Source organism: Nonomuraea sp. B19D2 (assembly GCF_040137845.1).
Lineage (GTDB): Bacteria > Actinomycetota > Actinomycetes > Streptosporangiales > Streptosporangiaceae > Nonomuraea.
In genome coordinates, this window is the sequence record NZ_JBEFAK010000031.1 from 86,574 (window position 1) to 113,210 (window position 26,637).

24 protein-coding genes are annotated in these 26,637 nt (G+C 71.0%); 16 read left to right on the forward strand and 8 right to left on the reverse strand.

Annotation, left to right across the window (positions count from 1 at the left end; genetic code table 11):
• Positions 1 to 76 precede the first annotated feature (76 nt).
• A complete protein-coding gene (locus ABN273_RS40500) occupies positions 77 to 286 on the forward strand; it encodes a DUF3311 domain-containing protein (protein WP_349454636.1) in 210 nt (69 codons plus the stop codon).
• Positions 283 to 1,896 carry a monocarboxylate uptake permease MctP gene (gene mctP / locus ABN273_RS40505; protein ID WP_349454638.1) on the forward strand — a complete coding sequence of 538 codons (1,614 nt, stop codon included), beginning with the start codon at positions 283 to 285 and terminating at the stop codon, positions 1,894 to 1,896. Before ABN273_RS40500 ends, mctP begins: the two co-directional genes overlap by 4 nt.
• Before the next feature lie 54 nt (positions 1,897 to 1,950).
• On the opposite strand, the gene ABN273_RS40510 is transcribed toward mctP, so the two are convergent.
• Positions 1,951 to 2,298 (reverse strand): DUF6285 domain-containing protein, encoded by a 348-nt coding sequence (locus ABN273_RS40510; RefSeq protein ID WP_349454639.1) that lies wholly within the window; start codon positions 2,296 to 2,298, stop codon positions 1,951 to 1,953.
• Positions 2,299 to 2,390: 92 nt separating this feature from the next.
• Between ABN273_RS40510 and ABN273_RS40515 the strand changes: the two genes are divergently transcribed.
• The 5 genes from ABN273_RS40515 to ABN273_RS40535 all read left to right on the forward strand — a co-directional run bounded on the left by ABN273_RS40515 (position 2,391) and on the right by ABN273_RS40535 (position 9,257).
• Positions 2,391 to 4,199 (forward strand): alpha/beta fold hydrolase, encoded by a 1,809-nt coding sequence (locus ABN273_RS40515; RefSeq protein ID WP_349454641.1) that lies wholly within the window; start codon positions 2,391 to 2,393, stop codon positions 4,197 to 4,199.
• 43 nt (positions 4,200 to 4,242) lie between these two features.
• The gene (locus ABN273_RS40520; RefSeq protein WP_349454642.1) at positions 4,243 to 5,025 is read left to right on the forward strand and encodes a CPBP family intramembrane glutamic endopeptidase; all 783 of its coding nucleotides are present in this window, start codon (positions 4,243 to 4,245) and stop codon (positions 5,023 to 5,025) included.
• A 41-nt stretch (positions 5,026 to 5,066) separates the two neighbouring features.
• Complete coding sequence (locus ABN273_RS40525) at positions 5,067 to 6,257, forward strand: acyl-CoA dehydrogenase family protein (RefSeq protein WP_349454643.1); 1,191 nt, start codon at positions 5,067 to 5,069, stop codon at positions 6,255 to 6,257.
• Positions 6,254 to 7,228, forward strand: coding sequence for a phosphotransferase family protein (locus ABN273_RS40530; protein WP_349454644.1), 975 nt, complete (start codon positions 6,254 to 6,256; stop codon positions 7,226 to 7,228). The genes ABN273_RS40525 and ABN273_RS40530 overlap by 4 nt, the downstream gene beginning before the upstream one ends.
• A gap of 1,597 nt (positions 7,229 to 8,825) precedes the next feature.
• The gene (locus tag ABN273_RS40535) at positions 8,826 to 9,257 is read left to right on the forward strand and encodes a hypothetical protein (RefSeq protein ID WP_349454646.1); all 432 of its coding nucleotides are present in this window, start codon (positions 8,826 to 8,828) and stop codon (positions 9,255 to 9,257) included.
• On the opposite strand, the gene ABN273_RS40540 is transcribed toward ABN273_RS40535, so the two are convergent.
• Entirely contained in the window at positions 9,211 to 9,840 is a 630-nt protein-coding gene (locus ABN273_RS40540; RefSeq protein WP_349454647.1) for a TetR/AcrR family transcriptional regulator, read from the reverse strand. The genes ABN273_RS40535 and ABN273_RS40540 overlap by 47 nt on opposite strands.
• Positions 9,841 to 9,891: 51 nt before the next feature.
• Positions 9,892 to 10,329: a hypothetical protein gene (locus ABN273_RS40545; protein WP_349454648.1), complete on the reverse strand. Its 438-nt coding sequence runs from the start codon at positions 10,327 to 10,329 to the stop codon at positions 9,892 to 9,894.
• Positions 10,330 to 10,954: 625 nt separating this feature from the next.
• Between ABN273_RS40545 and ABN273_RS40550 the strand changes: the two genes are divergently transcribed.
• The 5 genes from ABN273_RS40550 to ABN273_RS40570 all read left to right on the forward strand — a co-directional run bounded on the left by ABN273_RS40550 (position 10,955) and on the right by ABN273_RS40570 (position 19,868).
• The gene (locus ABN273_RS40550) at positions 10,955 to 15,076 is read left to right on the forward strand and encodes an nSTAND1 domain-containing NTPase (RefSeq protein ID WP_349454650.1); all 4,122 of its coding nucleotides are present in this window, start codon (positions 10,955 to 10,957) and stop codon (positions 15,074 to 15,076) included.
• 143 nt (positions 15,077 to 15,219) lie between these two features.
• Positions 15,220 to 15,990 (forward strand): hypothetical protein, encoded by a 771-nt coding sequence (locus ABN273_RS40555; protein ID WP_349454652.1) that lies wholly within the window; start codon positions 15,220 to 15,222, stop codon positions 15,988 to 15,990.
• Entirely contained in the window at positions 15,987 to 17,117 is a 1,131-nt protein-coding gene (locus ABN273_RS40560; RefSeq protein ID WP_349454653.1) for a hypothetical protein, read from the forward strand. The genes ABN273_RS40555 and ABN273_RS40560 overlap by 4 nt, the downstream gene beginning before the upstream one ends.
• Before the next feature lie 37 nt (positions 17,118 to 17,154).
• Positions 17,155 to 18,594 (forward strand): hypothetical protein, encoded by a 1,440-nt coding sequence (locus ABN273_RS40565; protein WP_349454655.1) that lies wholly within the window; start codon positions 17,155 to 17,157, stop codon positions 18,592 to 18,594.
• A complete protein-coding gene (locus ABN273_RS40570; protein ID WP_349454656.1) occupies positions 18,591 to 19,868 on the forward strand; it encodes an AAA family ATPase in 1,278 nt (425 codons plus the stop codon). The genes ABN273_RS40565 and ABN273_RS40570 overlap by 4 nt, the downstream gene beginning before the upstream one ends.
• Before the next feature lie 16 nt (positions 19,869 to 19,884).
• Here ABN273_RS40570 and ABN273_RS40575 read toward each other — a convergent pair whose 3' ends face one another.
• Genes ABN273_RS40575 through ABN273_RS40585 form a run of 3 tightly spaced genes read right to left on the reverse strand, consistent with a single transcriptional unit; the run spans position 19,885 to position 22,056 of the window.
• The gene (locus ABN273_RS40575; RefSeq protein WP_349454657.1) at positions 19,885 to 20,142 is read right to left on the reverse strand and encodes a GNAT family N-acetyltransferase; all 258 of its coding nucleotides are present in this window, start codon (positions 20,140 to 20,142) and stop codon (positions 19,885 to 19,887) included.
• Entirely contained in the window at positions 20,136 to 20,429 is a 294-nt protein-coding gene (locus ABN273_RS40580) for a hypothetical protein (RefSeq protein WP_349454659.1), read from the reverse strand. The genes ABN273_RS40575 and ABN273_RS40580 overlap by 7 nt, the downstream gene beginning before the upstream one ends.
• 43 nt (positions 20,430 to 20,472) lie before the next feature.
• On the reverse strand, positions 20,473 to 22,056 hold the full coding sequence (locus tag ABN273_RS40585; RefSeq protein ID WP_349454660.1) for an MDR family MFS transporter: 1,584 nt from the start codon (positions 22,054 to 22,056) through the stop codon (positions 20,473 to 20,475).
• An 85-nt stretch (positions 22,057 to 22,141) separates the two neighbouring features.
• Between ABN273_RS40585 and ABN273_RS40590 the strand changes: the two genes are divergently transcribed.
• Together ABN273_RS40590 and ABN273_RS40595 are read left to right on the forward strand one after the other, a co-directional pair.
• Positions 22,142 to 22,687, forward strand: a complete 546-nt coding sequence (locus tag ABN273_RS40590) for a TetR/AcrR family transcriptional regulator (RefSeq protein WP_349454661.1) — start codon at positions 22,142 to 22,144, stop codon at positions 22,685 to 22,687.
• Between the two features lie 92 nt (positions 22,688 to 22,779).
• Complete coding sequence (locus ABN273_RS40595) at positions 22,780 to 23,223, forward strand: ATP-binding protein (RefSeq protein ID WP_349454662.1); 444 nt, start codon at positions 22,780 to 22,782, stop codon at positions 23,221 to 23,223.
• Here ABN273_RS40595 and ABN273_RS40600 read toward each other — a convergent pair.
• Together ABN273_RS40600 and ABN273_RS40605 are read right to left on the reverse strand one after the other, a co-directional pair.
• Positions 23,210 to 23,395: a hypothetical protein gene (locus tag ABN273_RS40600; protein ID WP_349454663.1), complete on the reverse strand. Its 186-nt coding sequence runs from the start codon at positions 23,393 to 23,395 to the stop codon at positions 23,210 to 23,212. The genes ABN273_RS40595 and ABN273_RS40600 overlap by 14 nt on opposite strands.
• A 58-nt stretch (positions 23,396 to 23,453) precedes the next feature.
• On the reverse strand, positions 23,454 to 24,416 hold the full coding sequence (locus tag ABN273_RS40605; protein ID WP_349454664.1) for a Ppx/GppA family phosphatase: 963 nt from the start codon (positions 24,414 to 24,416) through the stop codon (positions 23,454 to 23,456).
• A gap of 243 nt (positions 24,417 to 24,659) precedes the next feature.
• Here ABN273_RS40605 and ABN273_RS40610 point away from each other — a divergent pair, with 243 nt between their 5' ends.
• Positions 24,660 to 25,475 carry a formylglycine-generating enzyme family protein gene (locus ABN273_RS40610; RefSeq protein ID WP_502911202.1) on the forward strand — a complete coding sequence of 272 codons (816 nt, stop codon included), beginning with the start codon at positions 24,660 to 24,662 and terminating at the stop codon, positions 25,473 to 25,475.
• 4 nt (positions 25,476 to 25,479) lie between these two features.
• A complete protein-coding gene (murG, locus tag ABN273_RS40615) occupies positions 25,480 to 26,610 on the forward strand; it encodes an undecaprenyldiphospho-muramoylpentapeptide beta-N-acetylglucosaminyltransferase (protein WP_349454666.1) in 1,131 nt (376 codons plus the stop codon).
• The last annotated feature ends 27 nt before the right edge of the window (positions 26,611 to 26,637 follow it).

Consider the following 26,637-nt stretch of genomic DNA (forward strand, 5'->3'; position numbering starts at 1 on the left):
AAGCTAATCTCCCTCCAATGACTATTCGTCAGGAACCGGTCACAACACGGCTCCTGATCCACTCATCGGAGGGTTGATGACTACCGGGGAACCCGGGCAGCCGCGCACCGACCGCAGCCCATGGAACTGGCTGCTGGTCCTGCCCATCGTGCTGCCGCTCCTGACGTTCCTGTTCAACGCCGACGAGCCCCGCGTGCTGGGCTTCCCGCTCTTCTACTGGCTGCAGCTCGCCTTCATCGTGGTGGGCGTCGTGTCCACGACCATCGTCTACAGGATGACCAAATGAGCAGCCACACGACCGAGCTGGTCGTCTTCGTGCTGCTGTTTCTGGTCGTCAGCGGCATGGGGTTCGTAGCGTCCCGCTGGCGGCGGCCCGACAACATCGAGAGCCTCAATGAGTGGGGCCTGGGCGGCCGTAACTTCGGCTCCTGGATCACCTGGTTCCTCGTGGGCGGCGACCTGTACACCGCGTACACGTTCGTCGCGGTGCCCGCGCTGGTGTTCGGCGCAGGGGCCATGGGCTTCTTCGCCGTGCCGTACACCGTGATCATCTATCCGATGGTGTTCCTGGTCCTGGCTCGCATGTGGTCGGTGTCGCACGTGCACGGGTTCGTCACGCCGGCCGACTTCGTCCGGGCCCGGTTCGGGTCGCCGACGCTGGCGCTACTGGTGGCGATCACCGGCCTGGTGGCGACCATGCCGTACATCGCGCTGCAGCTGGTCGGCATCGAGGCCGTGCTGAAGGCGATGGGTATCACCGGGCACCTGCCGATCATCATCGCGTTCGCGATCCTGGCGGCCTACACCTATCAGTCGGGCCTGCGCGCCCCCGCGCTGATCGCCTTCGTCAAGGACGCGCTGATCTACATCGTGATCCTGGCGGCGGTCTTCTACATTCCGGCCAAGCTGGGTGGCTTGGGATCGGTGTTCGACGCGGCGAAGGCCAAGTTCGACGCGTCTCCCGCGCCGGGCGATGGGCTCCTCCTCAATGCCGGCAACCAGTTGCAGTACATCACCCTGGCCTTCGGCTCGGCGCTTGCGCTGTTCCTCTATCCGCACAGCCTCACCGGCGTGCTGGCCTCCAAGAACCGCAGCGTCATCAAGCGGAACATGTCGGCGTTGCCCGCCTACAGCCTCCTGCTCGGCCTGATCGCGCTGCTCGGCTACATGGCCATCGCGGCGGGCACCAAGCCGGTGGTGAACCCGGCCACCGGCAAGGGCGACAACAACACGATCGTGCCCATGCTGTTCGACCAGATGTTCCCTGACTGGTTCACGGGCGTCGCGTACGCGGCCGTCGGCATCGGCGCGCTGGTCCCCGCGGCGATCATGTCGATCGCGGCCGCCAACCTGTTCACCCGCAACATCTACCGCGAATACATCAACAAGCAGGCCACCGACGCCCAGGAAGCCAAGGTGTCCAAGCTGGTCTCACTCGTGGTCAAGGTGGGCGCGGTGCTGTGCATCCTGGTGCTGGATCCGCAGTTCTCGATCGACCTGCAGCTCATCGGCGGCGTGATCATCCTGCAGACGCTGCCGTCGGTGGCCCTCGGCCTCTACACGCGCTGGTTCCACAAGGGCGGCCTGATCGCGGGCTGGGCGGGCGGTCTGGTGGCGGGCATGTGGATGCTGTACCTGATCCCGAACCCCGCCACCGGCAAGCAGCACTTCGGCGGCTCGGCGTTCGCGCTGTCGAACCTGGGCTTCGACACCAAGATGACGATCTACGCCGGGTTCCTGGCGGTGATCGTGAACCTGGTGGTCGCGGCGCTGGGCACGCTGCTGTTCCGGGCGATCAAGCTGGCGGACGGCGAGGACGCGACGGCCCGCGACGACTACTTCGTGGACGAAGGCGATCCGAAGGTGAAGGACCTGGATCTGACCGGCTCCCACTGATCCACCCGTCCCTGATCCGGCCGACGGCCCGCCCCACCGCGAGGGGGCGGGCCGTCAGTCTTCCGGGTAGGCCGGGTTGGCGACCTCCAGCTTCGCCCGTACGGCCTGCTCCAGGGCCGTGACGAGCACGTCGTCGTCCGCCAGGCGGCCCTCGCGGATGGCGGCGGCCAGCTCGGCGTCGTCCGCCACGCCCAGGCCGGCCAGGCGCGCCGCGTGCTCCCGCGCGTGATCCGGGCCGAGCTGGATCTCCCGCTCCACCATGCCGAGCATGTTGATCGCCACCCGCGTGTGGAAGCGCACCCGCCCTTCCACGGCCGGCAGCACGTCGGTCTCGAGGAAGCCGCGGACGGCGGCCACGAGCTCGGCCGCCGTGGGCACGTCATGCGGTTGGGTTCGCCTCACGCCATCTCCTTGGCAGAGTAGGAGCCTGCTCCCAAGACAATCTCCTCCCTCGGGCTGAAGAACCATGAGATTTCACGAACAAGAGTGAAACCATGATCTTGAGAGCCCTCGCGGCGGCGATGGGCCTATTCACGGCGTTCCTGCCCGCCGTACCCGCCGCCGCCTCCCCGCCCGAACCCTCGCACGAGTGCGCCCGCGCGCTCAGCCGCTGTGACGGCACGCTGTCCGTGCCGCTGGACTGGAACGACCCGTCGTCCGAGCGCATCACGGTCGCGTTCGCCTGGCTTCCGGCGAAGAAGGACGCGACCGGCACGATCCTCGCCAACCCGGGCGGCCCGCTTCCCGCCCTGCCCGACCTCCCGCGTGTCCAGCAGACGCTCGGCCCCGTGCTCGACCACCAGAACCTGCTCGTCGTCGACCCGCGCGGCCTGGGCGAGTCCTCCCCGCTGCTCTGCCCCGGCCTGGTCCTCACCGAGCCCGCCACCATCGCCGGCTGCGCGGCCCGGCTCGGCCCGCGTGCCCGGTTCTTCACGGCCGACCAGGCGGTGCACGACATGGACGCGGTACGGCGGGCGCTCGGCGTCGGCAAGGTCGCCTTCTACGGCAACTCCTACGGCACCGTGTTCGCCCAGGCGTACGCCGCCCGCCACCCCGGCAGCCTGGCGGCCGCGTTCCTCGACAGCACCGTGATCACGTCGCAGGACGGCTACGCGCTCTGGCCGATGCGCTTCCGCCCGGACGATCTCGACCTCGTGTGCGAGCGGTCGCAGGCCTGCCGCGCGCTGCCCGGCCGCGCCAGTGGTGTCTGGTCACGCCTGGTGGCGTACCTGCGCGCGCATCCCGATCCCGAGGTCTCCCTGCCCGCGCTCCGTGGCGTGGCGCAGATGCTCGAGCCGGTGTTCGGCAGGGAGGCGAACGCGGCCGCCGCCGCGTACCTGAGCGGAGACCGCGAGCCGCTACGCCGGCTGGCCCGCGCGCTGCCCCGCGATCCCGGGCAGCCGGTCGAGGGCGCGCAGTGGGCCGGCTACCTGGCCTACCGGTGCGGCGACGGGGCCTTCCCCTTCGGCAGGGACGCGGCCCCGGCGGAGCGGCTGGCCCAGCTCGAGCGCCACTACGCCGAGGAGCGGCCGCTGGCGCCGTTCCTGCCTGCCGACCTCGGCCTGGACGTGCGGAAAGGGCTGGAGTTCTGCGTGAACTGGCCCACGCCGCGCCACAGCCCGGTGCTGCCGCCGGGCGCCGCGCTCCCCGACGTTCCGATCATGGTGATGGGCGGCGACTTCGACACGCAGAGCCCGCGGGAGGTGGCCGGCGCCATGCGGGCCTTCCCCGGCGCCGTGTTCGTCCGGGTTCCCTACGGCGGGCACAGCCTGGCCTGGCGCACGGGCGAGGCCGGCGAGTGCGTGCGCGCGGCGCTGCGGTCCTTCCTGACCGATCACCGGGTGCCCGAGCCCCGGTGCGGGCAGGAGAACTACCGCGCGGCCGGCGCGTTCCCCCGGTCGCTGGGCGAGCTCGCGCCGGTGCCCGCGGCGGGGCTGTCCGGGGACGGGCGGCGGCTGGTCGCGGCCGCCTTCGCCACCGCCGCGGACGCGGTCGCCCGCCGCAATCCCTACACCTACGTGCACGCCAGGCTGACGACCCAGCCGGGGCTGCGCGGCGGGCGCGTCGACTTCCACGACAGGTCCGTCGTGCTGGACCGGGCCAGCTTCGTGGCCGGGGTGGAGGTGAGCGGGGAGATCGCGCTCGCGCCGGACGGGCGGGCCACCGCCGCACTCGAGGTCTCGCCGGGCGGCGGGCGCGCGTACCGGGTGGGGCTGGCGTGGGCGGCGTTCACCGCGCGGGAACGCCCGGCTCTGTCCGGCACGTTCGACGGCACCCCGTTCGAGGTCCACGGCCGGACGTGACCTCTTTATCCTGGTCCGATCATGTAGGGGCTAGTCTGCGGCCATGCGCACAGAGTCCCCCACCGCGCCGCCCCCAATGCTCGCGCCCAAGCTCGTCCGGGCCGAGTTGCTCGTCGTGTTCTCGGTCTCGCTCGGCGCCAGCGGCCTCGTGGCCCTCGTCCGGCTGATCGGCGCGCTGACGGCACCCAAGGAGCTGAAGGGCCAGCAGGCGGTGCTCGTCGGGTCGATGGCACCCGGGCGGCCGTGGCTGGACCTGACGCTGCAGCTCGTCGACATCGCGATCTCGGTGGCGCCGGTCGGGCTGGTGGCGTACCTGATGGTGCGCTCCGGGGAGTCGCTGCGCACGATCGGGGTGGACTTCCGGGACAAGACGCGTGACGTGGTGCGCGGGACGCTGCTGGCGGCGGCGATCGGCGGCACCGGGCTGGCGTTCTACCTCGCCGTGTGGGCGGCGGGCGTCAACCTGACCGTGGTCGCCGGGCAGCTGCCGCAGGTGTGGTGGCAGGTGCCCGTACTGCTGCTCGCGGCCGCGCAGAACGGGGTGCTGGAAGAGGTGCTCGTCGCCGGATACCTGCTGCACCGCCTGGGGCAGGCCGGATGGAGTCCGTGGAAGGCCGTCGTGGTGTCGTCGGTGCTGCGGGGGTCGTACCACCTCTATCAGGGGTTCGGGGGATTCATCGGAAATGTCGTGATGGGGCTGGTGTTCGGGCGGCTGTACCAGCGGTGGGGCCGGGCCATGCCGCTGGTCGTGGCGCACACGCTGATCGACGCCGTCGCCTTCGTCGGGTACGCCTTCCTGCACGGCCGCGTGAGCTGGCTGCCCTAAAACCGTTGACCTGACAACTGGTTTCGGGTGAGATCCGGAGCATGAGCTTCGCCGTACCCGACAGCGTCCGGCCGATCCGCGACGCCGTCCACGCGTTCATGACCGAGCGGGTGGAGCCCGCCGAGCCGGTGCTGCACGCGGGCGGGGCCGGCGCGGCGGCGGCGCTCGACGAGCTGCGGGCCGAGGCCAAGAAGGAGGGTCTGTGGGCGCTCGGCCACCCGCGCGAGCTGGGCGGCGGCGGGCTGCCGTTCCTCGACTACGTCTACGTCAACGAGGTGCAGGGGCGCAGCGAGTTCGGGCAGCTCGCGCTGGGCACGTTCACGCTGCAGGACTCGCTGATGCTGCACGAGCACGCCTCGCCCGAGCAGCGCGAGCGCTACCTCGAGCCGCTGGTACGGGGTGACATCTGGCCCAGCTTCGCCATGACCGAGCCGGCGATCTCCAGCAGCGACCCCACCCAGATCAGGACGTCCGCGGTGCTCGACGGTGACGAATGGGTGATCAACGGGCACAAGTGGTTCACGACCGGGGCCTCGCGGGCGGCGTACACGACCGTGATGTGCAGGACCGAGCAGGACGCGCCGTCCCACCTGGCGTTCTCCATGATCCTCGTGCCGACCGATACACCCGGCTACCGCATCGTCCGCGAGACCCCCGTGCTGGGGCTCGACGGGGCGCACTGCGAGGTCAGGTACGAGGACGTCCGCGTGCCCGCCGCCAACCTGCTCGGCCCGCGCGGGCACGGGTTCGTCATCGCGCAGCAGCGGCTCGGGCCCGGCCGGATCTTCCACTGCATGCGCTGGCTGGGGCAGGCGCAGCGGGCGTTCGACCTGATGTGCCGCAGGCTGCAGGAGCGGACCGCGTTCGGCGAGCCGCTGGCGAACAAGCAGCTCATGCGTCAGCACGTGTTCGACTCCTACGCCGAGATCCAGGCCGCCAGGTTGCTCACCCTCAACGCCGCCGAGGCGGTGGACGCGGGCTCGCAGGCCCGGGTCGAGATCGGCGCGATCAAGGTGGTGGGGGCGCGCATGCTGCACAACGTGATCGACCGCGCCATCCAGGTGTACGGCGCCGCCGGGCTCACCCCCGACACGCCGCTGGATCGTATGTACCGGCACGCGCGGGCCGGGCGGATCTACGACGGGCCCGACGAGGTGCACGTCGACTCGGTGGGCCGGCGCATCCTGGGCGAGTACGCGGCGGGCGGCAACTGGGAGTTCGGCCTGCGATGAGCCGCCTCCAGCCCATCGTCGAGGAGGTCTTCGGGGCCGGCGCGTCGATCCCCTTCAGCGCCCGGCTGCCCGGCGGGGCGTCGCGCGAGACGTGGGCGCTCGACGTCGTCACCGGCTCCGAGCGGCACAAGCTGATCCTGCGGCTCGACTCCCCCGGCGCCGCCCTCGAAACCGGGGCCGGCCTGGCCGCGGAGGCCGCGCTGATGCGGGCCGCGGCCGACGCCGGCGTGCCGGTGCCCAAGGTGGTCGCCGCCGACGGTTCGTACATCCTCATGAGCCGCGTGCCCGGCGAGAGCATCCCGCGCAAGATCCTGCGCGACGACGCCTACGCCGCCGCCAGGGCCCGGCTGGCCGCACAGTGCGGGCAGGCGCTCGCCGCGATCCACCGGATGCCGCCGTCCTGCCTGCCGCAGGAGGCGGTGGCGGAGGACCCGCTGCGGCGCTGGCGGGACGTGCTGGACCTGCTCGGCGAGCCGCACCCGGTGTTCGAGCTGGCGCTGCGCCGGCTGGCCGCCGACCGGCCGGCCGGCACGCGGCGTACGGTCGTGCACGGCGACTTCCGCAACGGCAACCTCATCGTCGGGCCGGAGGGGATCGGGGCGGTGCTCGACTGGGAGCTCGCCCACCTCGGCGACCCCCTCGAGGACCTCGGGTGGCTGTGCGTGAAGGCGTGGCGGTTCGGCTCGCCGCTGCCGGTGGGCGGCTTCGGCGGCTACGACGAGCTGATCTCCTCCTACGAGCGGGCCGGCGGCCACCCCGTCGACCGGGACGCGCTGCGCTGGTGGGAGACGTTCGGGGTACTCAAGTGGGGCGTCATCTGCGTCATGCAGACCATGCGGCACCTGCGCGGCGGCGCGCGGTCGGTGGAGCTGGCCGCGATCGGGCGGCGCGTGTGCGAGAACGAGTGGGACCTGCTGCGCATGCTCGGAGAAAACCCCTTGCCCCGGGAGCCTCGGAAATCGCACGCTTGACCGGTGGCCATCCTGGATGCGTCCCGTCTGGTCACGCGGTTCGGAGGGGTTACGGCCGTGCGCGACCTGAGCCTGTCCGTCGGAGAGGGCGAGGTCGTCGCCCTGCTCGGCCCCAACGCCGCAGGCAAGCCCATTGTCAAAGATGGGTACATGGATTCAGCACACGCGCCCGGCCCGCGCGCTGCCCGCTCTTAGGCACACCGTCCCGTTGGACGGGTGGCGGCTCCGGGTGCGGGCCGGATCCGGGGAAGTTGGCGCGGGAGTGGGTCGAGTGCGGGCCACGTATCGATAAAGATCCCGCATATTCAGGCAACAACTCACCGTAGTTGAACGCCTTCCACCCTTTCCTGAAAGGGGTCCCGAGGCAATCTCTGGCTGCCGAAACTTTTACATCTTCTGAATGTTTCCCCCCACTCACGCAAGTAGATTAAAAGTTGGCGACAGGCTATATCGATGTCTTCCTACGACCGATACGGCCTCCCGGGTCCGGGCGTCACCCGGAGTTCAAACGAGCAATAGGTGATCTTTCATGAGCAAGATCCGCAACGCTCTGGCGGCAGGTGTGATGACAGCCTCGGCCTTTGCCGTCCCAATGGCGGCATCGGCTGCGCCCGCAAACGCCGAGCCCGTGGCGCAGCAGGCCACGGAGACGACCTCGTACACGTTTCCGTGCAAATTCGCCAAGCATCCCGCTAAGTGCCGCGCCCACCGACGCGCACGCGTAGGCGGCCCCGGTCCCAGTATCACCGGCGGCAAGCCCGATTCCAGTATCACCGGCGGCGGAGGCGGCCGCCACGAGAAGGACGAGGTCCGCCGAGGCGGCCGCCACGAGAGGGGCAGGGTCGGCGGAGACGCCCCCAGCCACAGAAGAATCAATCCCCGCGACCCCTACGGCACCGGATTGGGTGGAGGCGCTCTCCCGCACCCGCACTACGGCAACCCCTACGAGCCGAGGCCCGGTGGAGGCGGTCACCCCGATCCCGGCGGTGGGCTCGAGCCTGGCGGAGGCGGACATGGCGGTGGCGGGGGCGTTGGTTTCTGATCCATCATCCGCAACGGTTCCCACCAATCCGCCCGGGCGGCGCCTGAGCCGCTGAGCACTGTTCTGAGCGTCAGCGAGCACCGGAGTAACAGAAGGGGGCCGCACCGAACACATGTGCGGCCCACTCGACGTGCGCCAGGCGAAACGTATGGCCCGGAACACAGCACGGGGTGCGGGCCGGATCCGGGGAGGTTGGCGCGGCGGTCAGTCAGGTGGCACGGGGTGGGCCGGCGAGTGCGGGCGGGCGTGAGCCAGGGCGTCACGGTGGAGCGCCCAACTGGACGAACGACCGTTAAAGCCTGACTCATGTCTGCTCCGCTTGGCCTGGCGATAGGGACGGGAGATCAGGCTTTTCCAGCTCAGCCACGTACGAACGAACGCCAATCGCGCCTCGCGCGCTTCAGTCGGCTCGGGTCGCACCTCGCCGCCGATGACCTGGGCCCGCAGGCACACATTGATAGGTTGCCGTACCTCGTCCACCTTTTCGCCATGCATGTACACAATGACGTGGAAACCCCAGGTCAGACAGGCCAAGAGGTAGGTGCCTGAGAAGACGTGTTGTCGATCGCGTTCCTCGAGGACATCTGGTCGAGCAACCTGCTCAGCGTGCCGGTCAGCCCGCTGTCCGGCGCTGAATACCTGATCGGGCTCGTGCTGTTCTCACTGGGCAAGGTGGTCTTCGCGGTCGCGGTGATGGTCGGGCTCGCCTTCGTGCTGTACGGGTTCGGAGTGACAAGCCTGGGCGTGGGGCTGGTGCCGTTCATGGGGGTGCCGCCCGCGCCGCTGCAGGCGGCGGCCTGGCTGCTGCCGGCCTCGCACGTGTTCGAGGGCATGCGTACGGTCATGGCGGGCGGCGCGGTGCCCTGGGACCGGCTGGCCTGGGCGGGCGGGCTCAATGTGGTCTACCTGGCCGGCACGCTCGGGCTGTTCGCGTGGGCGCTCAGGTACACCCGGCGGCGTGGGAAGCTCTCCCGTTTCGGGGACTGACGGCGGCGCTCCCGGCGCCGAGGGCGGCGGCGACGACGTCCACCAGGCCCTCCACCACCTCCGCGCGGTCCACCTCGGGGTGCTCGAGCCACCAGTCGCAGGTCGTCTGCACCATGCCGACGAACGCGTGCCCGAGCACCTGCGCCTTCGTCGGCTCGGGCACCACGCGCTCGGCGACGAGCAGGCCGCCGAGCTCCTCCCCCAGGCCCCTGACGAGGGCCGTCATGTGCGAGCGGATCCTGGAGTCCTCGGCGCTGGCCCGGTGGAACAGGAACCGGTAGAGGTCGTGGTTGGCCGAGATCAGGTCGAGGTAAACGCCGATGGTGCTCCGCGCCCTGCTCCGCAGGTCGGCCCCGGGGGCGGCGAGCTCGGGGCGGAGCTGGGCGATCACGGTGCGGACGTGGCGGTCGGCCAGGGCCTGGAAGAGGCCGCTCTTGTCGCCGAAGTGGCGGTAGAGGATGGGCTTGGTGATGCCGGCCTCCGCGGCGATGGCCGCCATCGAGACCTCGGGGCCCTGGGCCAGGATGGCCCGGTCGGCGGCGTCGAGCAGCGCTTTGCGCCGGTCCGGGTCCCGTCTGCTCACCCGCCCAGGATAGGACGCCGCCGATCGCGCGCCCTCACCGGATCACGCTCCTCACTCGCTCAAGAGGGAGCGCAACCGGCCGGGCAGCAGCGCCGAGAGCACCAGCAGCGCGCCGATGATCGTGTAGAGGCCGGTCATGCCCGCCATGGTGCCGGGCGGCTCGGCGATCTCCGCCCAGGGCGCGCCGTCCGGTTGCGACCACGGCAGCCCGCCCGCCCGCGCCCATGGCAGGTTTCCCGCCACGCCCAGCGCGGCGTTCAGGTCGAGCGCGAACACGGCGCCCGCGGCGACCAGCGGGATGCCGCAGCCGAGTGCGGCCGCGGGCCAGGCGGTCAGCACGGTGACGATGACGGCCACCGCCGCCAGGTAGCCGAGCGCCGCGGGAGCGGGACCGAACGTGGCGCTGCCTGTCCGCAGCGCCCTGGCGGCCGCCTCGGTCAGGTAGTAGACGGGCACGAGGGCGACCACGCCTGCGGCGGCTCCCACCATATGACGAGTCTCACGAGTCACACCGCGATCGTCCCCGCCCGACGCTCTGGTTACGCACGCGTTTGCGCACGTCGTTGACGTGCGCCCGTGGTCGCCGCCGGGCGGTCGCGGCGTTCACGGTCTGCGGCCGCCGCGGCCGACGCCTTTACATTGTAGATCACAGGTCTGCCTCCAAATCAACGCCGTTGCGTTTGGCGCCGAGGATGGCTCGGCCGATGGTGCCGAGGAGCGCACCAGGAACTGCGCCCCGGTAGCGGCCAGGTCGGGCAGAAAGCCGGCGGCGTCGAAGCCGGCGGCGGCGCGCGGGTGCCCCACTCGACCACCGCCAGCAGGCGCAGCAGCGGATAGCCGAACTCCAGCTTCTCACCCGAGGTCCCGTTGTTTCGTCACAGAAGCTTTGACAAGTAGCCGCTGAGCCAGACTCGGGTTGGAAGCCCGGCCGGCGCAGCGGAAACCTTTCCCACTGGACCGGTGGACGCGCTGGCGACCTTCGGTTGCCGAGGCGTCACGGATGAGGTAAACCGATCGTGAATCCGGTCGCCGACCCGAATGCGGGTGAGTCTCGCCAGTGAGCCATCTCCCGGATGACCCGATCGAAAGATCCAAAGGCGGCATCGCGCGGACGGTGGCCCGGCAGGTCGCATCCGGTGCGCTCAAGCTCACCCCGGCCGGTCTCCTGGCGACCCTGTCGTCCGCCGCGCTCATCCCGCTGGCCCTGACCGGTCCCGCAGGCGTCGCCCTGGCCGGGCTCGGTGTCCTGGGCGGGGTGGGCGCCAACATCCTCAGTGACGTCGTCTACGACTCGATCCAGCGGCTGCGGCAGCGCACCGCGGGCGAGCCGTCCCCGGACGAAGTCGAGAGCGAACTGGCCGAACATCTGGAGCGCCTCCTCACTTCCGGTACCCGGGAAGCGGGTGAACTGCGCGAGATCCTCGCCGACCTGCTCGGAAGGGTCGACGCGGTGGCGGTCGCCGTCGACGTCGCCGGAGACCGCGACCTCAAGACCCGGCTGACCGAGGCGTTCAGCGACCTCGGTTCCGAGTTCACCGAGTTCCACTTCGTGCTCGCAGGCGTGGCGACCAAGGTGGACGAACTGATGGAGAGCGTCAACAGGCAGCAGTCCGAGCAGCGTGGAGACCGCGATCGCCTGCGCGAGCAGTCTCTCCTGCTGCGGCAGATCCAGGGGCGGCTCTTGCGCCTCGCACCGGACCCAGCCGTTCCCGCCCGCTGGCTACGCGGTAGCCCTTACCGCGGGCTTCTGCCCTTCGAAGACGGTGACCAGGAGATCTTCTACGGTCGCGAGGAGGACACCTTCCGCGTGGCGCAGACGATCGCCGAACGTCTGCACGGTCCATCGCTCGTCCTGGTGACCGGCGCGTCGGGGGCGGGAAAATCCTCCCTATTACGCGCCGGACTGCTTCCCGGGGTGCGCCGGGGCCTGCTCGGCGGACATGGATCCGTACGATGGCCGGCCCGGCTGATCACGCCGACCGCCGACCCGGTCGGCGAACTCGCCCGGCTGCTGGCCGCCTTCGACGCGTCCAGCGACACCGCCCTGAGCGCGGCGTTGCGGGCGGATCCGGAGCAAGCGGCGCAGGCGGCGGTACGACATGTCGTACGCGCGTCCGGCGCGCCTCCCGGGGCGCGACTGGTGCTCGTCGTCGACCAGTTCGAGGAGGTCTTCACGCTGGCCGGCGCCGACCGGCGTGAGACATTCGTCGCGGCGCTCGCTGCCATGGCCCACAGCGGCGCGGCGGCGGTGGTCCTCGGGTTACGCGCTGACTTCCTCACCCGATGCGCCGAGCACGACCCGCTCGCCGAGGCGATGGAGAACGGACAGTTCGTGCTGCGTCCGATGACCCGCGAGCGGCTGGGGGCCGCGATCACCGGTCCTGCGGCGGCCGCGGGCCTGGAACTCGAACCCCAGCTCACCGAGTACGTTCTGGACGAGATCGGCGCTCGCTCGGAAGCGGGTGCCGGGGCACTGCCGCTGCTGTCGCAGGCCATGCTGGCCGCGTATGAAAACCGCGAGGGCAACCACGTCACGGTGCGCGGCTATGAGCAGGGCGGCGGCATCGAGGGCGCGGTGCGCAAGAGCGCCGACGACGTCTACGCCGGGCTCACAGAGGCGGGACAGGCGACGACCCGGAGATTGTTCCGCCGCCTGACCATGATCACTGCTGACGGCCTGCTCGCGCGGCGGCCGATCGCCAGGGCGGAACTGGTCGGCGACGCCGGTATCGACGACATCCTTGAGCGCTTCGGTGACAGGCGGTTGCTGGTCCTCACCGAAGACCACGTCGAGATCGCCCACGACTGCCTGTTCGACGCGTGGCCGCTGCTCCGGAGCTGGCTCGAGGACGACCGGGTGGACCTGCGGCTGCTGGACCGGCTCCAGCGGGAAGCCGAGGAGTGGAAGGCGAAGGCGAAGGACCCGGGGCTGCTCTACCGCGGTCTGCGCCTGGAGGAGATTCGCCGGGCGCGGCCCTCCTGGGTCGATTCGATCAGCGATACCGCGGCCGAGTTCCTCCGGGCCAGCGAACGGGCCCAGTCGCGTCGCCGCCGTCTGGTGGTCGGCGCGGTGGCGACCGTCTCGCTGCTGGCGTTCATCGCCTCCATCGCGGCAGTCATTGCCGTTCGTACCGCGGAGCAGAACGACACCGCGCGGCTGGAGGCACTCTCCCGGCAGTTGTCGGCGCAGAGCGTGGCGGCGGCCGAGAACGACATCTCACTCGCCGGACGGCTCGCCACCGCCGCCGTACGTGTGGCCGACACCGCAGAGGCCCGGCATGCCCTGGTCAACGTCCTGGCCTACCCCACCCGATCGGTCATCGAGAACCTCCCCCGTCCCGTCACCACCGTCGTCTCCTCCGGTGACGGTGCGTTGCTGGCAATCCTCGACGAGGACGCGATCCGGGTGCTGGACGCCCGCACACACGCCGTCCTCGCCACGATTCCCGCCACGCGGCAGGCCGGGGTGGGTGCCGTGGCGTTCCAGCCGGGCCGGCACGCGCTGGCGGTCCTGGATGGCCAGGGTGAGGTCCGGCTCTGCCAGGTGCCGGCGGTGACCTGTCGCAAGATCATGAAGGTCAGGGCCGAGGTCGGGCATGAGATGGTGTTCAGCCGGGACGGTGGCACGCTCGCGGTCGGCGGTGACGGTAAGGACGGGAAGACGGTCAGGCTCTGGCATGCCGCTAATGACAAGACCTCCACCATCGAAACCACCGAGACCTACAACGTGGAGCATCTCGCCTTCCACCCGGACGGCCAGATCCTGGCGACCAGCAGCTACGAGGGCTGGGACATCTCCTTCTGGAACGTGCAGACCGGCAAGCGAGCGCGCGACCCCATCGCTCACGGGGCGTATGTCACCGCGATGGCCTACAGTCCGGACGGCAAGACGCTGGCGACCACCGCGACCCAGGCCGACACCTACGTCCGCCTGTGGGATCCAGAGACCGGCAAGCTGCGAGCCCCACCCCTCGCCGGGCACACCGGCGTACCCCACACCCTGGCCTTCAGCCCCGACGGACGGCTGCTGGCCACCGGCGCCGCGGAGGTCCTCGTCTGGGACGTCGCCGGGCGCCGGGCGATCGGCGGTCCGCTGCCGGCCGCGGAGGGTGCCACATCGATGGCCTTCGGGCTCGACGGCCGGACCCTCGCGGTCACCGACGGCGGTCGTCGCATCTCCCTGTGGGGGCTGTCATCCGCCAGGCTGACCGGAGATCCCACCGTGCGGGAGGACGGCTACCTCGACGGGGTCCAGTTCAGCCCGGACGGCCAGACCATCGCCACGTGGGGGGACGACGGATCCGCCTATCTCCGGTTCCGCCGTACGGCGACCTTCCAGCTCACCGGACCCGCCTCCGCCACCACTGGGGTCGAGAGTTTCCGGTTCACCCCCGAGGGCCCGATCACCCTCAGCGGTGGGACACTCCGCATCCCCGGTCGGAGCGGCACCGTAGAACACCAGCTGGACACCGCACATGGCTCGGACCGGCGGGCCGCGCTGAGCGAGGACGGACGCACTCTGGTGACGGTGACATCCTCAGGCCCGTCCGACCCCGGCCCGTCCGCCGTGGAACTGTGGCGGCTCGACCGAGGGGTGCGACGACTCTGGCGCGCGGACCTCCCGCTGTACGTCCAGGCGGTCGCCCTCAGTTCGGACGGGAGGCGCATCGCCGCGAGCGGCGAGAACGGCGAGATCTGGCTCTGGAACACCGCATCGGGCACGCCGGGAAAGCCGCTCAGCGATCGCGTTCTCGCCCCGGCCCTCGCCTTCAGCCATGACGGCACCAAGCTGGCCGCAGCGGGGCAGGACAAAGCGCTCTGGTTGTGGGACGTCGTCGGCCGCACCGTGCTCAAGGGGCCGCTCACCAGCCAGGCGAACGGGTTGACCGCGGTGGCGTTCAGCCCCGACGGGACGATGCTGGCGACCGGCAGCAGAGACCGCACTGTCCGCCTCTGGGACGTCGCCACCGGCAGGACCGTCGGCCCGCCGCTCACCGGCCACGACAGCGAGATCACCGCACTGGCCTTCGCACCCGACGGCGCGGAACTGGTGTCGGTCGGCAACACCGCCGGCGATCAGGCGGCCAAGATACGCGGGTCCGAGGTGCGCCGCTGGGACGTCCCGGTCGCCGACGATCCCCGAGCCACGGTCTGCTCGATCATCGGGGAGTCGCTGCCTCCGGCCGAGTGGGCCAGGTACGTGATCGGAGTTCGCTACGCACGGGCGTGCCCGTGACGACCTGGAGAAGGAGGTTCAGAAGGCGTGCTCCCAGCCCGCTCGGCCCCGTCCGTGGCGCCCTCGGCGCCAAACGCAACGGCGTTGGCCGCTAAATCGCGAAATTACTGGAAAATACTGGGACTGTTGGTACGCTCGCCCCCATGAGTGACCGGCTGGACGATCTCGAGCGGCGGATCGACGAGCTACGGGCGGGAGTGCGCAAGGCGATGCGGGTCCGAGACGGCGCCACCGCGCGCGCCCTGCGTGCCGAGCTCCGTACCGCCGAGCGGGAGTGGGACGCCCTCGTGAGCGGCGAGCAGCCCGCGGCCAAGCCGGAGCCGCCACGCCTGGTGACCGTGCGCGAGCAGGTCCACCAGGGGCTGCGGCTGCTGGGGGCGGCCGCCCAGCCGCGGCTCGTCGTGGCCGTCAGCGACGCGTTCTTCGGCGGCACGATCCGCAGCGCCCAGCTCACCAGCCTGCGCAGGGACGAGGAGCGCTCGTTCAGGTCCGCGCCGCACGGGCGGCCGTACTATCTGTGCGCCGCGCTGACCGACCGCCTCTCCCCCGCCCGCGGGCTGCTCACGCTCAGCACCTGGCCGCTGGAGCGACGCGTGGTCGGCCCGCTCAGCCCGCGCGTCGACTTCCTCACCTGCGCCATCGCGGTGGCCTCGCACGAGTCGATCGACGAGCGCGCGGACCGGTTACTCGTCCGGATGGCCAGGAACATCCCCGGCGCCACCGACGGCACGCTCGGCCCGCCCGACCCGGAGCGGGTCATCGAGGCGGCCCGCGCCGAGCTGCGCGTGCACGGCGAACGCGACACGCGGGATCGCGCCGAGCTGGCCAAACGCGCCGCGGCGCAGCTCGGTGACACGGCTCGCCTGTTCGGCGCCGCTACGCTGAGCACGATCAAGAAGGAGAAGGCGGAGTGAGCGGCTTGAAGCGCGAAGGCGACCACATACAGCGGCTCGACGCGTTGCGGGGCACGACGCCGCCGCGGCCGCACGACGCCCGCGCCATCGCGGCCCTGGCCGCCAACCCCGGCTGCACCCGCCGGGCCCTCCTCGACGGCGCCGGCATCGACAAGGACGCCGCGGCCCGGCATCTGGGCTTTCCCGCGCCGTTCGGGCAGTCGCCGTTCGCGATCACGCGCGGCAACGTGTTCGAGGCGCTGGTCAAGGCCGACGGGTGCGCGGAGCTGCTGCGCATGCTGCGCGAGCTGCTGAACCTGCCGGTCGCCGAGGTCGCCTACCACGACGTCGAGAACGTCGGCGCCCACCTGCGCCACGCCCACACCCGCGCGCTGATCGACCGCGCGGCGCGCGAGGGCCGGGACGCGGGCACGCTGTACGACCACCCGCTGCTCAGCCTGGAGATCTCCGGTCACACCGCCTACCTGGAGCCCGATGTGGTGGCCTTCCAGCTCGGCGGCCGGTTCCACATCGTGGAGATCAAGTCGTTCGCCGTGATCGACGGGCAGGCCGACCCGTCGGCGGTGGCGGCGGCCGCGCGGCAGGCGGCGGTGTACGTGCTCGCGCTGCGCACGCTGCTGGAGGAGCTCGGCCACGACCCGCTGAACGTCTCGCACGACGTGGTGCTGGTCTGCCCGGAGAACTTCGCCAACCGGCCCGTCGCGACCCTGGTCGACGTGCGCAAGCAGCTGGCGGTGCTGCGCCGCCAGCTCACCCGGATGACCACGCTGGACCGGCTGCTCGAAGGGCTGCCCGACGACCTCACGTTCGACCTGCGGCCCGGCGAGGACGGCCGGCCCACCCGGCCCGTGGCCGAGCTGGCCGACGCGCTGCGCAGGACCACCGCCCGGTACGCGCCCGACTGCCTGTCCACGTGCGACATGTGCTTCTTCTGCCGGGACGAGGCCCGGCAGGAGGGGGCGTCCGACCTGCTCGGCCGGCAGGTGCGCGACGAACTGGGCGGGGTGGCCTCGGTGGCGGAGGCGCTCGGGCTGGCCGACGGCGCCCGCGACCCCGCCGAGGGGCAGGAGGAGATCGCCCGGCTGCTCCGCAACGCCGAACGCCTGCGCAGGGAGTGCCTCACGTGAGTTCGCCGACCTCGCTCGCCCGCTGGAGGTTCGTGACGTGAGCCTGCTGACCTCGCTCGCGCGGCTGCGGGCCCTGGACGAGGGCATCGCGCAGCCGGTCGCGACCGTCAGGCACTGCCATCTGTCGGACCGGCCGATGGTGTTCATCCCGCTCAGGCTGTCCGGCGAGGCCGCCGCTCCCCTGGCCGCCATGCTCGGCACCGACAGGGAACGGCCGCACCTGCTCGTGGTGCCCCAGCCGCGCAACCGCGACCTGCGCTTCGCCTGGGCCGCCGAGCTGGCCGGGGTGCTGCTGCCGTACATCGAGAGCTTCCTGGCCGACACCGAGACGGTGGAGCGCAAGAACGCCGACCCCTACGAGCGGGCGCTGGACGCGCCGCAGCTCGTCGTCCCGAACCCGGGCGGTGTCGCCTTCACCAGGCTGCTCGGCCGCTCGACCCGCTTTCGCCGCGCCGACGGCCCGTATCCGGTGCCGGAGGGGGTGCCGCTGCTGGGGCGGTGGCTGACCTACTTCGGGGAGCGGGCGGCGTACCCGGGCTCGTCACTGATGACGGCGGCGACCGAGGAGCTGGCGCGGCATTGGGCGAGCGGGCAGAGCTCCCTGGAGGACGCCAACCTGGCCGCGCTGCTCGCCTGGATCACCACAGGGCCGAGCGACGAGGCGGAGGACCCGCTGATCTGGCCGCCCGCCGGGCCCGCGACCGATCCGGGGTTCGACGCGGAGGTGCTGGCGCCGGCGATCGAGAACGGGTCGCCCGAGCGGATCATCGAGGCGCTGCGAACCCAGCTGGAGCCCACGTGGCGGCTCATGTGGCAGGCGATCGACCTGCTCTCCGGGCTGCCCGAGGGGGCCGGCGTGGCGCAGCGGTGGGAGCAGGACCGCGGCTCGTTCAGCGGCATGGCGGCGCACATCGCCGAGGGGTCGGCGCCGCAGGCCCGGCGCGACGGGGCGGTCGCCGCCGCGGCCAAGCTGGCCCGCATGGAACGCGCCCAGGCCGCCTACGACGTGCAGCGCGCGTACGACGATCCCCTGGTCATGGCCGAGTACCGGCTCACCGGAGAGGCGTTCGCGGGCGAGGTCGTCGAGACCGTCCCCGACAACACCGAGGGCGAGGGCCGCTCGCGCAAGCTCCGCCCGCTGGTGGTGATCAAAACCGACGATCCGGTACGCCTCGCGCCCGGCACCTCCCTGGGCACCCCGCAACGCCGCAACCAGGGCGCCGAGCTGGTGGAGGCCGGCGATGGCCTGGTCACCCTGAAGATCACCAAAGGCATGGGCAGGGGCAAGACGGCGGCGCCGGGAGCCGTGCCCGAGGTCGGGGAGCACGTCTGCTACACCTCGCTGACGGACGACTTCCAGGGCTCCCCGAACCTCCCCGACGCCGAGGCCACGCCGTGGACGCACGGCGGGCCCCCCCAAGACAACGCTGTGGAGTACGTGCCCGACGACGAGGACGCGCAGGAGGACTGGTCGTGACCGACAGCCCGGAGCAGGTCATCAGGAACGTCCTCGCCGACCTGCCCCGGCACCGCGGCGTGGTGGTCGACTCGCCGCCGGGGGCGGGCAAGTCCACGCTGGTGGTACGGGCGGCGGCGCACATCGCGGCGACCGGCGAGCCCCTGATGATCGTCGCGCAGACGAACGAGCAGGTCGACGACCTCGTGACCCGCATCTCCGACAAGCACCCCCACCTGACCGTGGGACGGCTGTCGGCCGGCGGCTATGTTCCGCCACTGCGGCTGCTGGAGCTGCCCGGCGTCCGGGTCGGCACCCGGATCCAGGATCTGGGCGATCCGGACATCGTCATCGCCACCGCGGACAAGTGGGCCTGGATCGGCGACCGGGTGTGGCCGTGGGCGATCGTGGACGAGGCGTACCAGATGCGCTCGGACAAGCTGTTGCGGATCGCGGGGCTGTTCGAGCGGGCGCTGTTCGTGGGCGATCCCGGGCAGCTCGACCCGTTCTCGATCGTGGACGGTGACCGGTGGTCGGGGCTGTCGTGGGATCCGCTGCAGAGCGCGGTGTCGGTCCTCCTGCGGCACAACCCGGACCTGCCGGTGCACCGGCTGCCGGTCTCGTGGCGGCTGCCCGCGTCGGCGGCGCCGGTGGTGTCGCAGGCGTTCTACCCGTTCACCGGGTTCCGGTCCGGGACCGGTTTCGAGGATCGGCGGCTGGAGCTGATGACCGGCGGCATGGGGACCGTGCACGACCGGGCCCTGGAGGAGGCGGCGCGGTCGGGCTGGGCGCTGCTGGAGCTGCCCAACCGGCACACGGTCCGTACGGACGGGGAGGCGGTGCAGGCGGTGGCCCTGCTGGCGTCCCGGCTGCTGCAGCGGGGCGCCGTGGCCTCCTCCGAGCAGGGCGAGCGCCCGGTGACGCCGGACCGCATCGCCGTCGGCGCCGCCCACCGCGACCAGGTCGCCGCGATCCGGGCCGCCGGGGTGCCCGCGGAGATCACCGTGGACACGGCCAACCGGCTGCAGGGACGCGAGTACGACGTGACCATCGTCCTCCACCCGCTGTCGGGGCGGCGCGACGCCACGGCCTTCCACCTGGAGTCGGGGCGGCTGTGCGTGCTGGCGTCCCGGCACCGGCACGCCTGCGTGGTGGTGGCCCGGGCGGGGATCGCGGAGCTCCTGGACGCCCATCCGTCGGCGGAGCCGGTGCAGCTGGGCGTGCCGGTCAAATTCCCGGACGGCTGGGAGGCCAACCAGTCGGTCCTGGACCACCTGTCGCGCCACCGCGTCTGACGCCGCGCGGGGCGGGTCAGAGGCGGCGGCGCCAGACGTCGATGACGAGGACCGGGCGCATGCCCGCCGACTCGTACAACCCCAGTGCGGGGGTCGTGTTGTTGGAGTCGACGTGCAGGATCGTGCCCTTCCGGCCCCGCGCGGCGTCGGCGGCGAAGGCGTGGCGCAGGAGGAAGCGGCCGAGGCCCCTCCCCCGGAACTCCGGCAGGACCGCCAGGGTGGCCACGTAGCCGCAGTCCTCGTCGGGGACGAACTGGTTGTTGCCGATCAGCACCCCGGCGGGGCGGCCGCACCCTCCGCCCCAGGGCGGACGATCACCTGGACGTTCACGAGGTCGCCGTCGCCGATGCGGTGCGCCCAGGCCCAGCCCGTGAGGCGGCCGTCGGCGTCGCGGGCCAGCCAGCCGTCCTTGTCGCGGTCGAAGCCGGGCTCGACCAGCTCGTCGGCGACGTCGTCGAGCGTCATGTCGGGGGCGCCGATCACCGCGGTGTCGCAGGCGGCGACGAGCTCGTGGATGGCCGGGGCGTCTTCCACGCGCGGGCGGCTGAGGGCGTGCTGCATAGCGGACATTGTTCAAAAAACATCCGCCGCATGCCTCCGGTTTTCAGCCTGCCGCCGGGGTGACGGCCTTCTCATCCGCGGCGGCCACGGGCTCGCCCCCGCGCAGCGGGATCTCCTTGACGAACGCCGCCACCACCGGCACGACGACCGCGAAGGCGATGGCCCACCAGAAGACGCCGGAGATCGAGGTCGCCAGCGACTCCAGCAGCCCGGTGCGCATCTGCGCGGGCATGTGCGCGACCGCCCCGGGGTCCATCCGGCCGCCGCTCTTGGCCATGCGCTCGGCCGCCTGCTCGCCGAACCTGCCGGTCAGCTCCGACAGGAAGTGGTTGTTGAAGATCGCCCCGAACAGCGAGACGCCGAACGAGCCGCCGATCGACCGGAAGAACGTGGTCGCACTGCTGGAGACGCCCAGGTCCTTCTGCTCGACGCTGTTCTGCGCGATGAGCATCGTGGTCTGCATCAGGAAGCCCATGCCGAGGCCGAGCACGGCGATGTAGACGCCGGTCTCCCAGACGGACGTGGTGACGTCCATCGTGGACAGCAGCCACATGCCCACGGTCATGCCGATGCCGCCGAGCACCGGGTAGATCTTGTACTTGCCGGTCGCGGTGATGGCCTTGCCCACGTACAGCGACACGACCATCGCGGCGGCCATCATCGGCAGCATCAGCAGGCCGGAGTTGGTGGCCGTGGCGCCCTGCACCATCTGCTGGAACAGCGGCAGGAAGTTGATCGCGCCGAACATCGCGAAGCCCAGCAGGAAGCCGATGATCGAGATGAGCGTGAAGTTGCGGTTGCCGAAGAGCTGCAGCGGCATGATCGGCTCGACGGACTTGCGCTCGACCGCCACGAAGGCGACCAGGGTGACCACGGCGAGCGCGGCCAGGCCGAGGATCTGCCAGGAGCCCCACGTGTACTCGTTGCCGCCCCAGGTCGTGATGAGCACCATCGCGGTGATGCTGACCGAAAGCAGGATGGCGCCCGCCCAGTCGATGCGTACCTTGTTGTGCAGTTTGGGCAGGTGCAGCCGGAGCATGATGACGCCCAGCGCGAGCGCGCCGATCGGCAGGTTCACGTAGAAGGCCCAGCGCCAGTCGAGGTGGTCGGTGATGAAGCCGCCGACCAGCGGGCCCGCGATCATCGCCAGCGACATGACGCCGGCCATGATGCCCTGGTACTGGCCGCGCTCGCGGGGCGGCACCAGGTCGCCGATGATGGCCATGACGTTCACCATCAGGCCGCCCGCGCCGAGCCCCTGGATCGCGCGGAACGCGATCAGCTCACCCATGCCGCCGTCCGGCCCGCCGAGCAGCGACGAGCCCGCCATGCCGCACAGCGCCGAGCCGATGAGGAAGATGACGATCGAGATGATGAAGATATTCTTGCGCCCGTACAGGTCGCCGATCTTGCCCCAGATCGGCGTCGAGACGGTCGTGCCCAGCACGTAGGCGGTGACGACCCAGGACAGATGGGTCAGACCGCCGAGCTCGCCGACGATGCGCGGCATGGCCGTGCCCACGATCATGTTGTCCAGCATCGCCAGGACCATCGCTAACATGAGCCCCGGCAGGACGACCATCACCTCGCGGCGCCGTCCGGCTGCCTCCGCCACCACAACCCCCATGTTCCAGCCTTGCTTACTTGCCGCCCGGCAAGCATAAGATAAGCTAGTAACTTACTTGCCGGCCGTCAAGTCGAAAAGGTGTGAAGTGCGGGAAGACACGCGAAGCCGGATCCAGGAGATCGCGCTCAGGCTGTTCACCGAGCAGGGCTACGAGGCGACCTCGCTGCGGGAGATCGCCGAGGAGCTCGGGGTGACCAAGGCCGCCCTGTACTACCACTTCAAGACGAAGGACGACATCGTGGCGAGCCTCGTCGACGCCCGGCTGGCCGAGCTCGATGAGCTGCTCGCGTGGTTCAAGGGCCGGCCGAAGACCCCGCAGACGCGGCGCGAGCTGGTCGAGCGCTACGCCGAGCTACTCAGGGGCACCCGGCACATCGGGGTGGCCAGGTTCCTGGAGCGCAACCAGACCGCGATGCGCGACCATCCGACACTCATCAAGATCCGCGAGCGGATGATGGATCTCTCCGCCGAGATGAGCGAGCCCGGCGCCACGCCCGTCGAGCGCATCAGCCACTCGATGGCGCTGTTCGCCCTGCACGCGGGCAAGTGGCTGCTGAAGGAGGGCGAGCTCTCCGACGACGAGGTCCACAAGGCGGCGCTGGAGGTGGCCAGGCGCCTGCTGGAGCCATAACCTTTGGGGCTTCGAACGCCTAGAGGGACGATTGACTCATTCGATCGAGGGCAGGAGGCTCGCACGCATCCAATCGGGAGGAGGAGTCGGCGGTGGAGGCCACGATAGCGCTCCGGCTGCCCAGGGATGCGGCGAGCGTCCCGCTTACCAGGCAGATGCTGGACGGCACGCTGCGATCGCTCGGCGTCGACCCACAAGTGCGCGATGACATCGAGCTCATGCTCACCGAGGCGTGCTCCAACGTGATCAGGCACGCGGCGCCGAGCGACGACTACACGGTCAGCGCGACCGTCCGCGATCATCTGTGCATCATCAAGGTCATCGACACCGGCAACGGGTTCGCCCCCGGGAAGGACCCGAACAAGATCGTCACCCCTGAGCCCGGCGCCGAGCACGGACGCGGGCTGCAGATCATGCGCGCGCTCGCCGATGACATCCGCTTCGCCAACAGGCACGAGCACGGGGCGGTGGTCTGCCTGGAGAAGCGGCTGCGGTACGCCCCTGGGGCGGCTGCACAGCACCTCATGGCCACGTGAAACGGCCCATGTCCCGGCGGGTCAGCCGCCGCCGCAGTGCGCGCCAGTCGGCCATCGAGCCGGCCAGCACGCCGAAGCTGACGAGGGCAAGCACCGAGATGGCCAGCACGGCCAGGACGATGAGCAGGAGCGCGGTCATCAGGGAGCCGATCGTGCCGATCACTTCCAACATTTGGCGGAAAGTGCCCGCCGACCAGCCCTTTATGCCACTTCTTTGAGATATATCGGCCTTACTCTGGCGTACCCCCGTTGAGCTGGTCGAGCCGCCCGGGCAGGAGGTCGAGCCTGCGCAGTATCACTCCCTCGCGCAGCGCCCACGGGCACACCTCGAGCCGGTCCACCTCGAACAGGTCCATGGCCGCGTGGGCGACCAGCGCCCCGGCTGCCAGCTGGGCCGCCCGCCCCTCGGACACGCCGGACAGCTGGGCCCGCTCGGCGGAGCCCATGGTGGTCAGCTTGACCGCCCAGTCGGCCATGTCCTCCCGGGACAACGAGCGCGAGACGTACGGGCCGTCGCTCGAGGGCGCCGCGCCGGCGATCCTGGCGAGCTGCTTGAACGTCTTGGACGTCGCCACCGCGCGGTCGGGCTCGCCATACCTGGCGACGTCGCCGACCGTGCGGGCGATCTCGGTGCGTACGTGCCTGCGCAGCGCGCGCACCTCCTCGGGAGAGGGCGGGTCGGCGGTGAACCAGTCGCGTGTCAGCCGCCCGGCGCCCAGCGGCAGCGAGACGGCCACGTCGGGCTCCTCGTTCACCCCCGCGGCGATCTCCAGCGAGCCACCACCGATGTCGAAGGCCAGCAGCCGCCCCGACGACCACCCGAACCACCGCCGCACGGCCAGGAACGTCAGCCTGGCCTCGTCGCGCCCGGACAGCACCTCGATGTGCACGCCGCTGCGCTCCTCGACCTGCGCGAGCACCTCCTCGCCGTTGGCCGCCTCGCGCACGGCGGAGGTGGCGAAGGCCAGCAGGTCCTCCACCCCCTTGTCCTCCGCCATGTGCACGGCCTCCTCGACGAAGTCGGCGAGCCGCTCGATGCCCTCGTCGGCCAGCCGGTTGTCCTCGTCCAGGTATTCCGTGAGCCGCAGCCCCTCCTTGTGGGAGTAGGCCGGCATGGGCCGGGCGCCCCTGTGGGCGTCGACGACCAGTAAATGGACGGTGTTCGAGCCGATGTCCAGCACGCCGAGTCGCATGGGAAAACGCTACCGGTCTGCGGCTTTGACAGCGAAGCCGAGTCCATGATGTCCGGGCGTGGCGGCCAAGGGCGAGGGCGGCCGGGTGATCGTGGACAGGGCTCAGGGACTACCCTTCCTTGGTGTTGTGACATGTTTGGGGGATCCTTGAGCGCTTGCTGTGGCCCGAGCAGGGACGGTGCCGCCGCGGAGCCGTACCGGCAGCCTGCCGGGATCGACGTGCGGCGGGCGGCGCCGCGCGGGATGGTGCGCATACCGGGCGGGACGTTCCTCATGGGCGGCGACGACCCGGACGGGCGGCCCGAGGACGGCGAGGGGCCGGTGCGGGAGGTGCGGCTGGAGCCGTTCATGATCGATCCGGCGTGCGTGACGAATGCCCAGTTCGCCACCTTCGTCAAGGAGACCGGATATGTCACGGAGGCGGAGCGGATCGGCTGGTCGTTCGTGTTCCGCCAGTTCGCCACGCGCGGGGTGATGGACGCCGCCGTGGCGGGCGCGCCCTGGTGGGTGGGGGTCGAGGGCGCCACGTGGCGCTCGCCGGAGGGTCCGGGGTCGTCGGTGGGCGACCGGCAGAACCATCCCGTCGTGCACGTGTCCTGGAACGACGCCACCGCGTACGCCACCTGGGCGGGCAAGCGGCTGCCCACGGAGGCGGAGTGGGAGATGGCGGCCCGCGGCGGCCTGGAGCGCAAGCGCTACCCGTGGGGCGACGAGCTGGCACCCAAGGGGCGGCAGCGGTGCAACATCTGGCAGGGCGCCTTCCCGGCCGCGCAGAGCAAGGGGACGGTGCCGGTGAAGTCGTTCCAGCCCAACGGGTACGGCCTCTACAACGTCTCCGGCAACGTGTGGGAGTGGACGGCCGACTGGTGGGGCACGGAGTGGGAGCCGTTCGCGGACAACCCGGCCGGTCCCGCCGAGGGCACGGCGAAGGTGATCCGCGGCGGCTCGTACCTGTGCCACGACTCCTACTGCAACCGCTACCGCGTGGCCGCGCGCACCTCCAACACGCCTGACTCCGCTACCGGGCACACGGGTTTCCGCTGTGCGGCCCTAATCTGATCGCATGTCACGAACCCTGCGACTGTTGATCACTGGCGGCGGCACCGGTGGTCACACCTATCCGGCTCTGACCACTCTGGCGGCCGTTCAGCGACGTCAGGTGCCGCACGACGTGCTCTGGGTGGGCACGGCCAACGGCCTGGAGGCGCGGATCACGGCCGAGCACGGCATCCCGTTCAAGGCGATCACGACGGGAAAGCTGCGGCGCCGCCCGAATCTCAAGGAGCTGGGCACCAACATCGCCGACGTGTTCCGCATCCCGATCGGGGTGCTGCAGGCGGTGGGGCACGCGGCCCGCTACCTGCCCGATGTGGTGCTGTCGACCGGGGGGTACGTGGCAGTGCCCATCGGGGTGGCGGCCAAGCTGATCCGCCGGCCTCTGGTGATGCACGAGCAGACCACCGTGGTCGGCCTGGCCAACCGGATCCTGGCCAGGCTGGCGACCAGGATCGCGCTGTCGCACGAGTCGTCGCTGGAATACTTGCCGGCCTCCGCGCGGTCGAAGGCCGTGGTGACGGGCAACCCGATCAGGCCGGAGCTGCTGCAGGGCAACAGGGCGGCGGCGTACGACCTGTTCGGGCTGACGTTCGAGGTGCCGCTGATCTACGTGACGGGCGGCGCGCAGGGCAGCAAGCAGATCAACACCTTGATCGCGGAGGTTCTCCCGCGGCTGCTGGCGCACGCGCAGATCGTGCACCAGTGCGGGCCCGCGTGGATCGACCAGATGCGGGCCGTGGAGCTGCCCGCCGACCTGGCCGAGCGCTACCATCCGGTGCCTTATGTGGGCGGGGAGCTGGCCGACCTGTTCGCCGCGGCCGACGTGGTGATCGCCCGCAGCGGGGCCGGGACGGTGTCCGAGCTGACGGCCATCGGCAAGCCCGCCGTGCTCATTCCGCTGATCCCGACCGGTGGTGACGAGCAGCGCAAGAACGCCGCGTACCTGGTCTCGGCGGGGGCGGCGCGGGCCCTGCTGGAGCCGCGTCCCTCTGCCGAGCAGCTGCTGTCCGAGCTGATGCCGCTGCTCGCCGACCCGGAGCTGCGCCAGACGATGGGCCAGGCGGCGGCCAAGCTGGGCCGCGTGGACGCGGCCGACGCGCTGTGCGACCTCCTCCTGGAGACCGCCCGCCCCGTCTGACGGCCCCGCCTCCCCACCGCGCTCGAG

Excerpts from the sequence above, each read along its gene's own strand:
- ABN273_RS40500 (WP_349454636.1), top strand. The coding sequence starts at position 77 with ATGACTACCGGGGAACCCGGGCAGCCGCGCACCGACCGCAGCCCATGG.
- mctP (WP_349454638.1), top strand. The coding sequence starts at position 283 with ATGAGCAGCCACACGACCGAGCTGGTCGTCTTCGTGCTGCTGTTTCTG.
- ABN273_RS40515 (WP_349454641.1), top strand. The coding sequence starts at position 2,391 with ATGATCTTGAGAGCCCTCGCGGCGGCGATGGGCCTATTCACGGCGTTC.
- ABN273_RS40520 (WP_349454642.1), top strand. The coding sequence starts at position 4,243 with ATGCGCACAGAGTCCCCCACCGCGCCGCCCCCAATGCTCGCGCCCAAG.
- ABN273_RS40525 (WP_349454643.1), top strand. The coding sequence starts at position 5,067 with ATGAGCTTCGCCGTACCCGACAGCGTCCGGCCGATCCGCGACGCCGTC.
- ABN273_RS40530 (WP_349454644.1), top strand. The coding sequence starts at position 6,254 with ATGAGCCGCCTCCAGCCCATCGTCGAGGAGGTCTTCGGGGCCGGCGCG.
- ABN273_RS40545 (WP_349454648.1), bottom strand. The coding sequence starts at position 10,329 with ATGGTGGGAGCCGCCGCAGGCGTGGTCGCCCTCGTGCCCGTCTACTAC.
- ABN273_RS40555 (WP_349454652.1), top strand. The coding sequence starts at position 15,220 with ATGAGTGACCGGCTGGACGATCTCGAGCGGCGGATCGACGAGCTACGG.
- ABN273_RS40580 (WP_349454659.1), bottom strand. The coding sequence starts at position 20,429 with ATGCAGCACGCCCTCAGCCGCCCGCGCGTGGAAGACGCCCCGGCCATC.
- ABN273_RS40585 (WP_349454660.1), bottom strand. The coding sequence starts at position 22,056 with ATGGGGGTTGTGGTGGCGGAGGCAGCCGGACGGCGCCGCGAGGTGATG.
- ABN273_RS40600 (WP_349454663.1), bottom strand. The coding sequence starts at position 23,395 with ATGTTGGAAGTGATCGGCACGATCGGCTCCCTGATGACCGCGCTCCTG.
- ABN273_RS40605 (WP_349454664.1), bottom strand. The coding sequence starts at position 24,416 with ATGCGACTCGGCGTGCTGGACATCGGCTCGAACACCGTCCATTTACTG.
- ABN273_RS40610 (WP_502911202.1), top strand. The coding sequence starts at position 24,660 with ATGGTGCGCATACCGGGCGGGACGTTCCTCATGGGCGGCGACGACCCG.
- murG (WP_349454666.1), top strand. The coding sequence starts at position 25,480 with ATGTCACGAACCCTGCGACTGTTGATCACTGGCGGCGGCACCGGTGGT.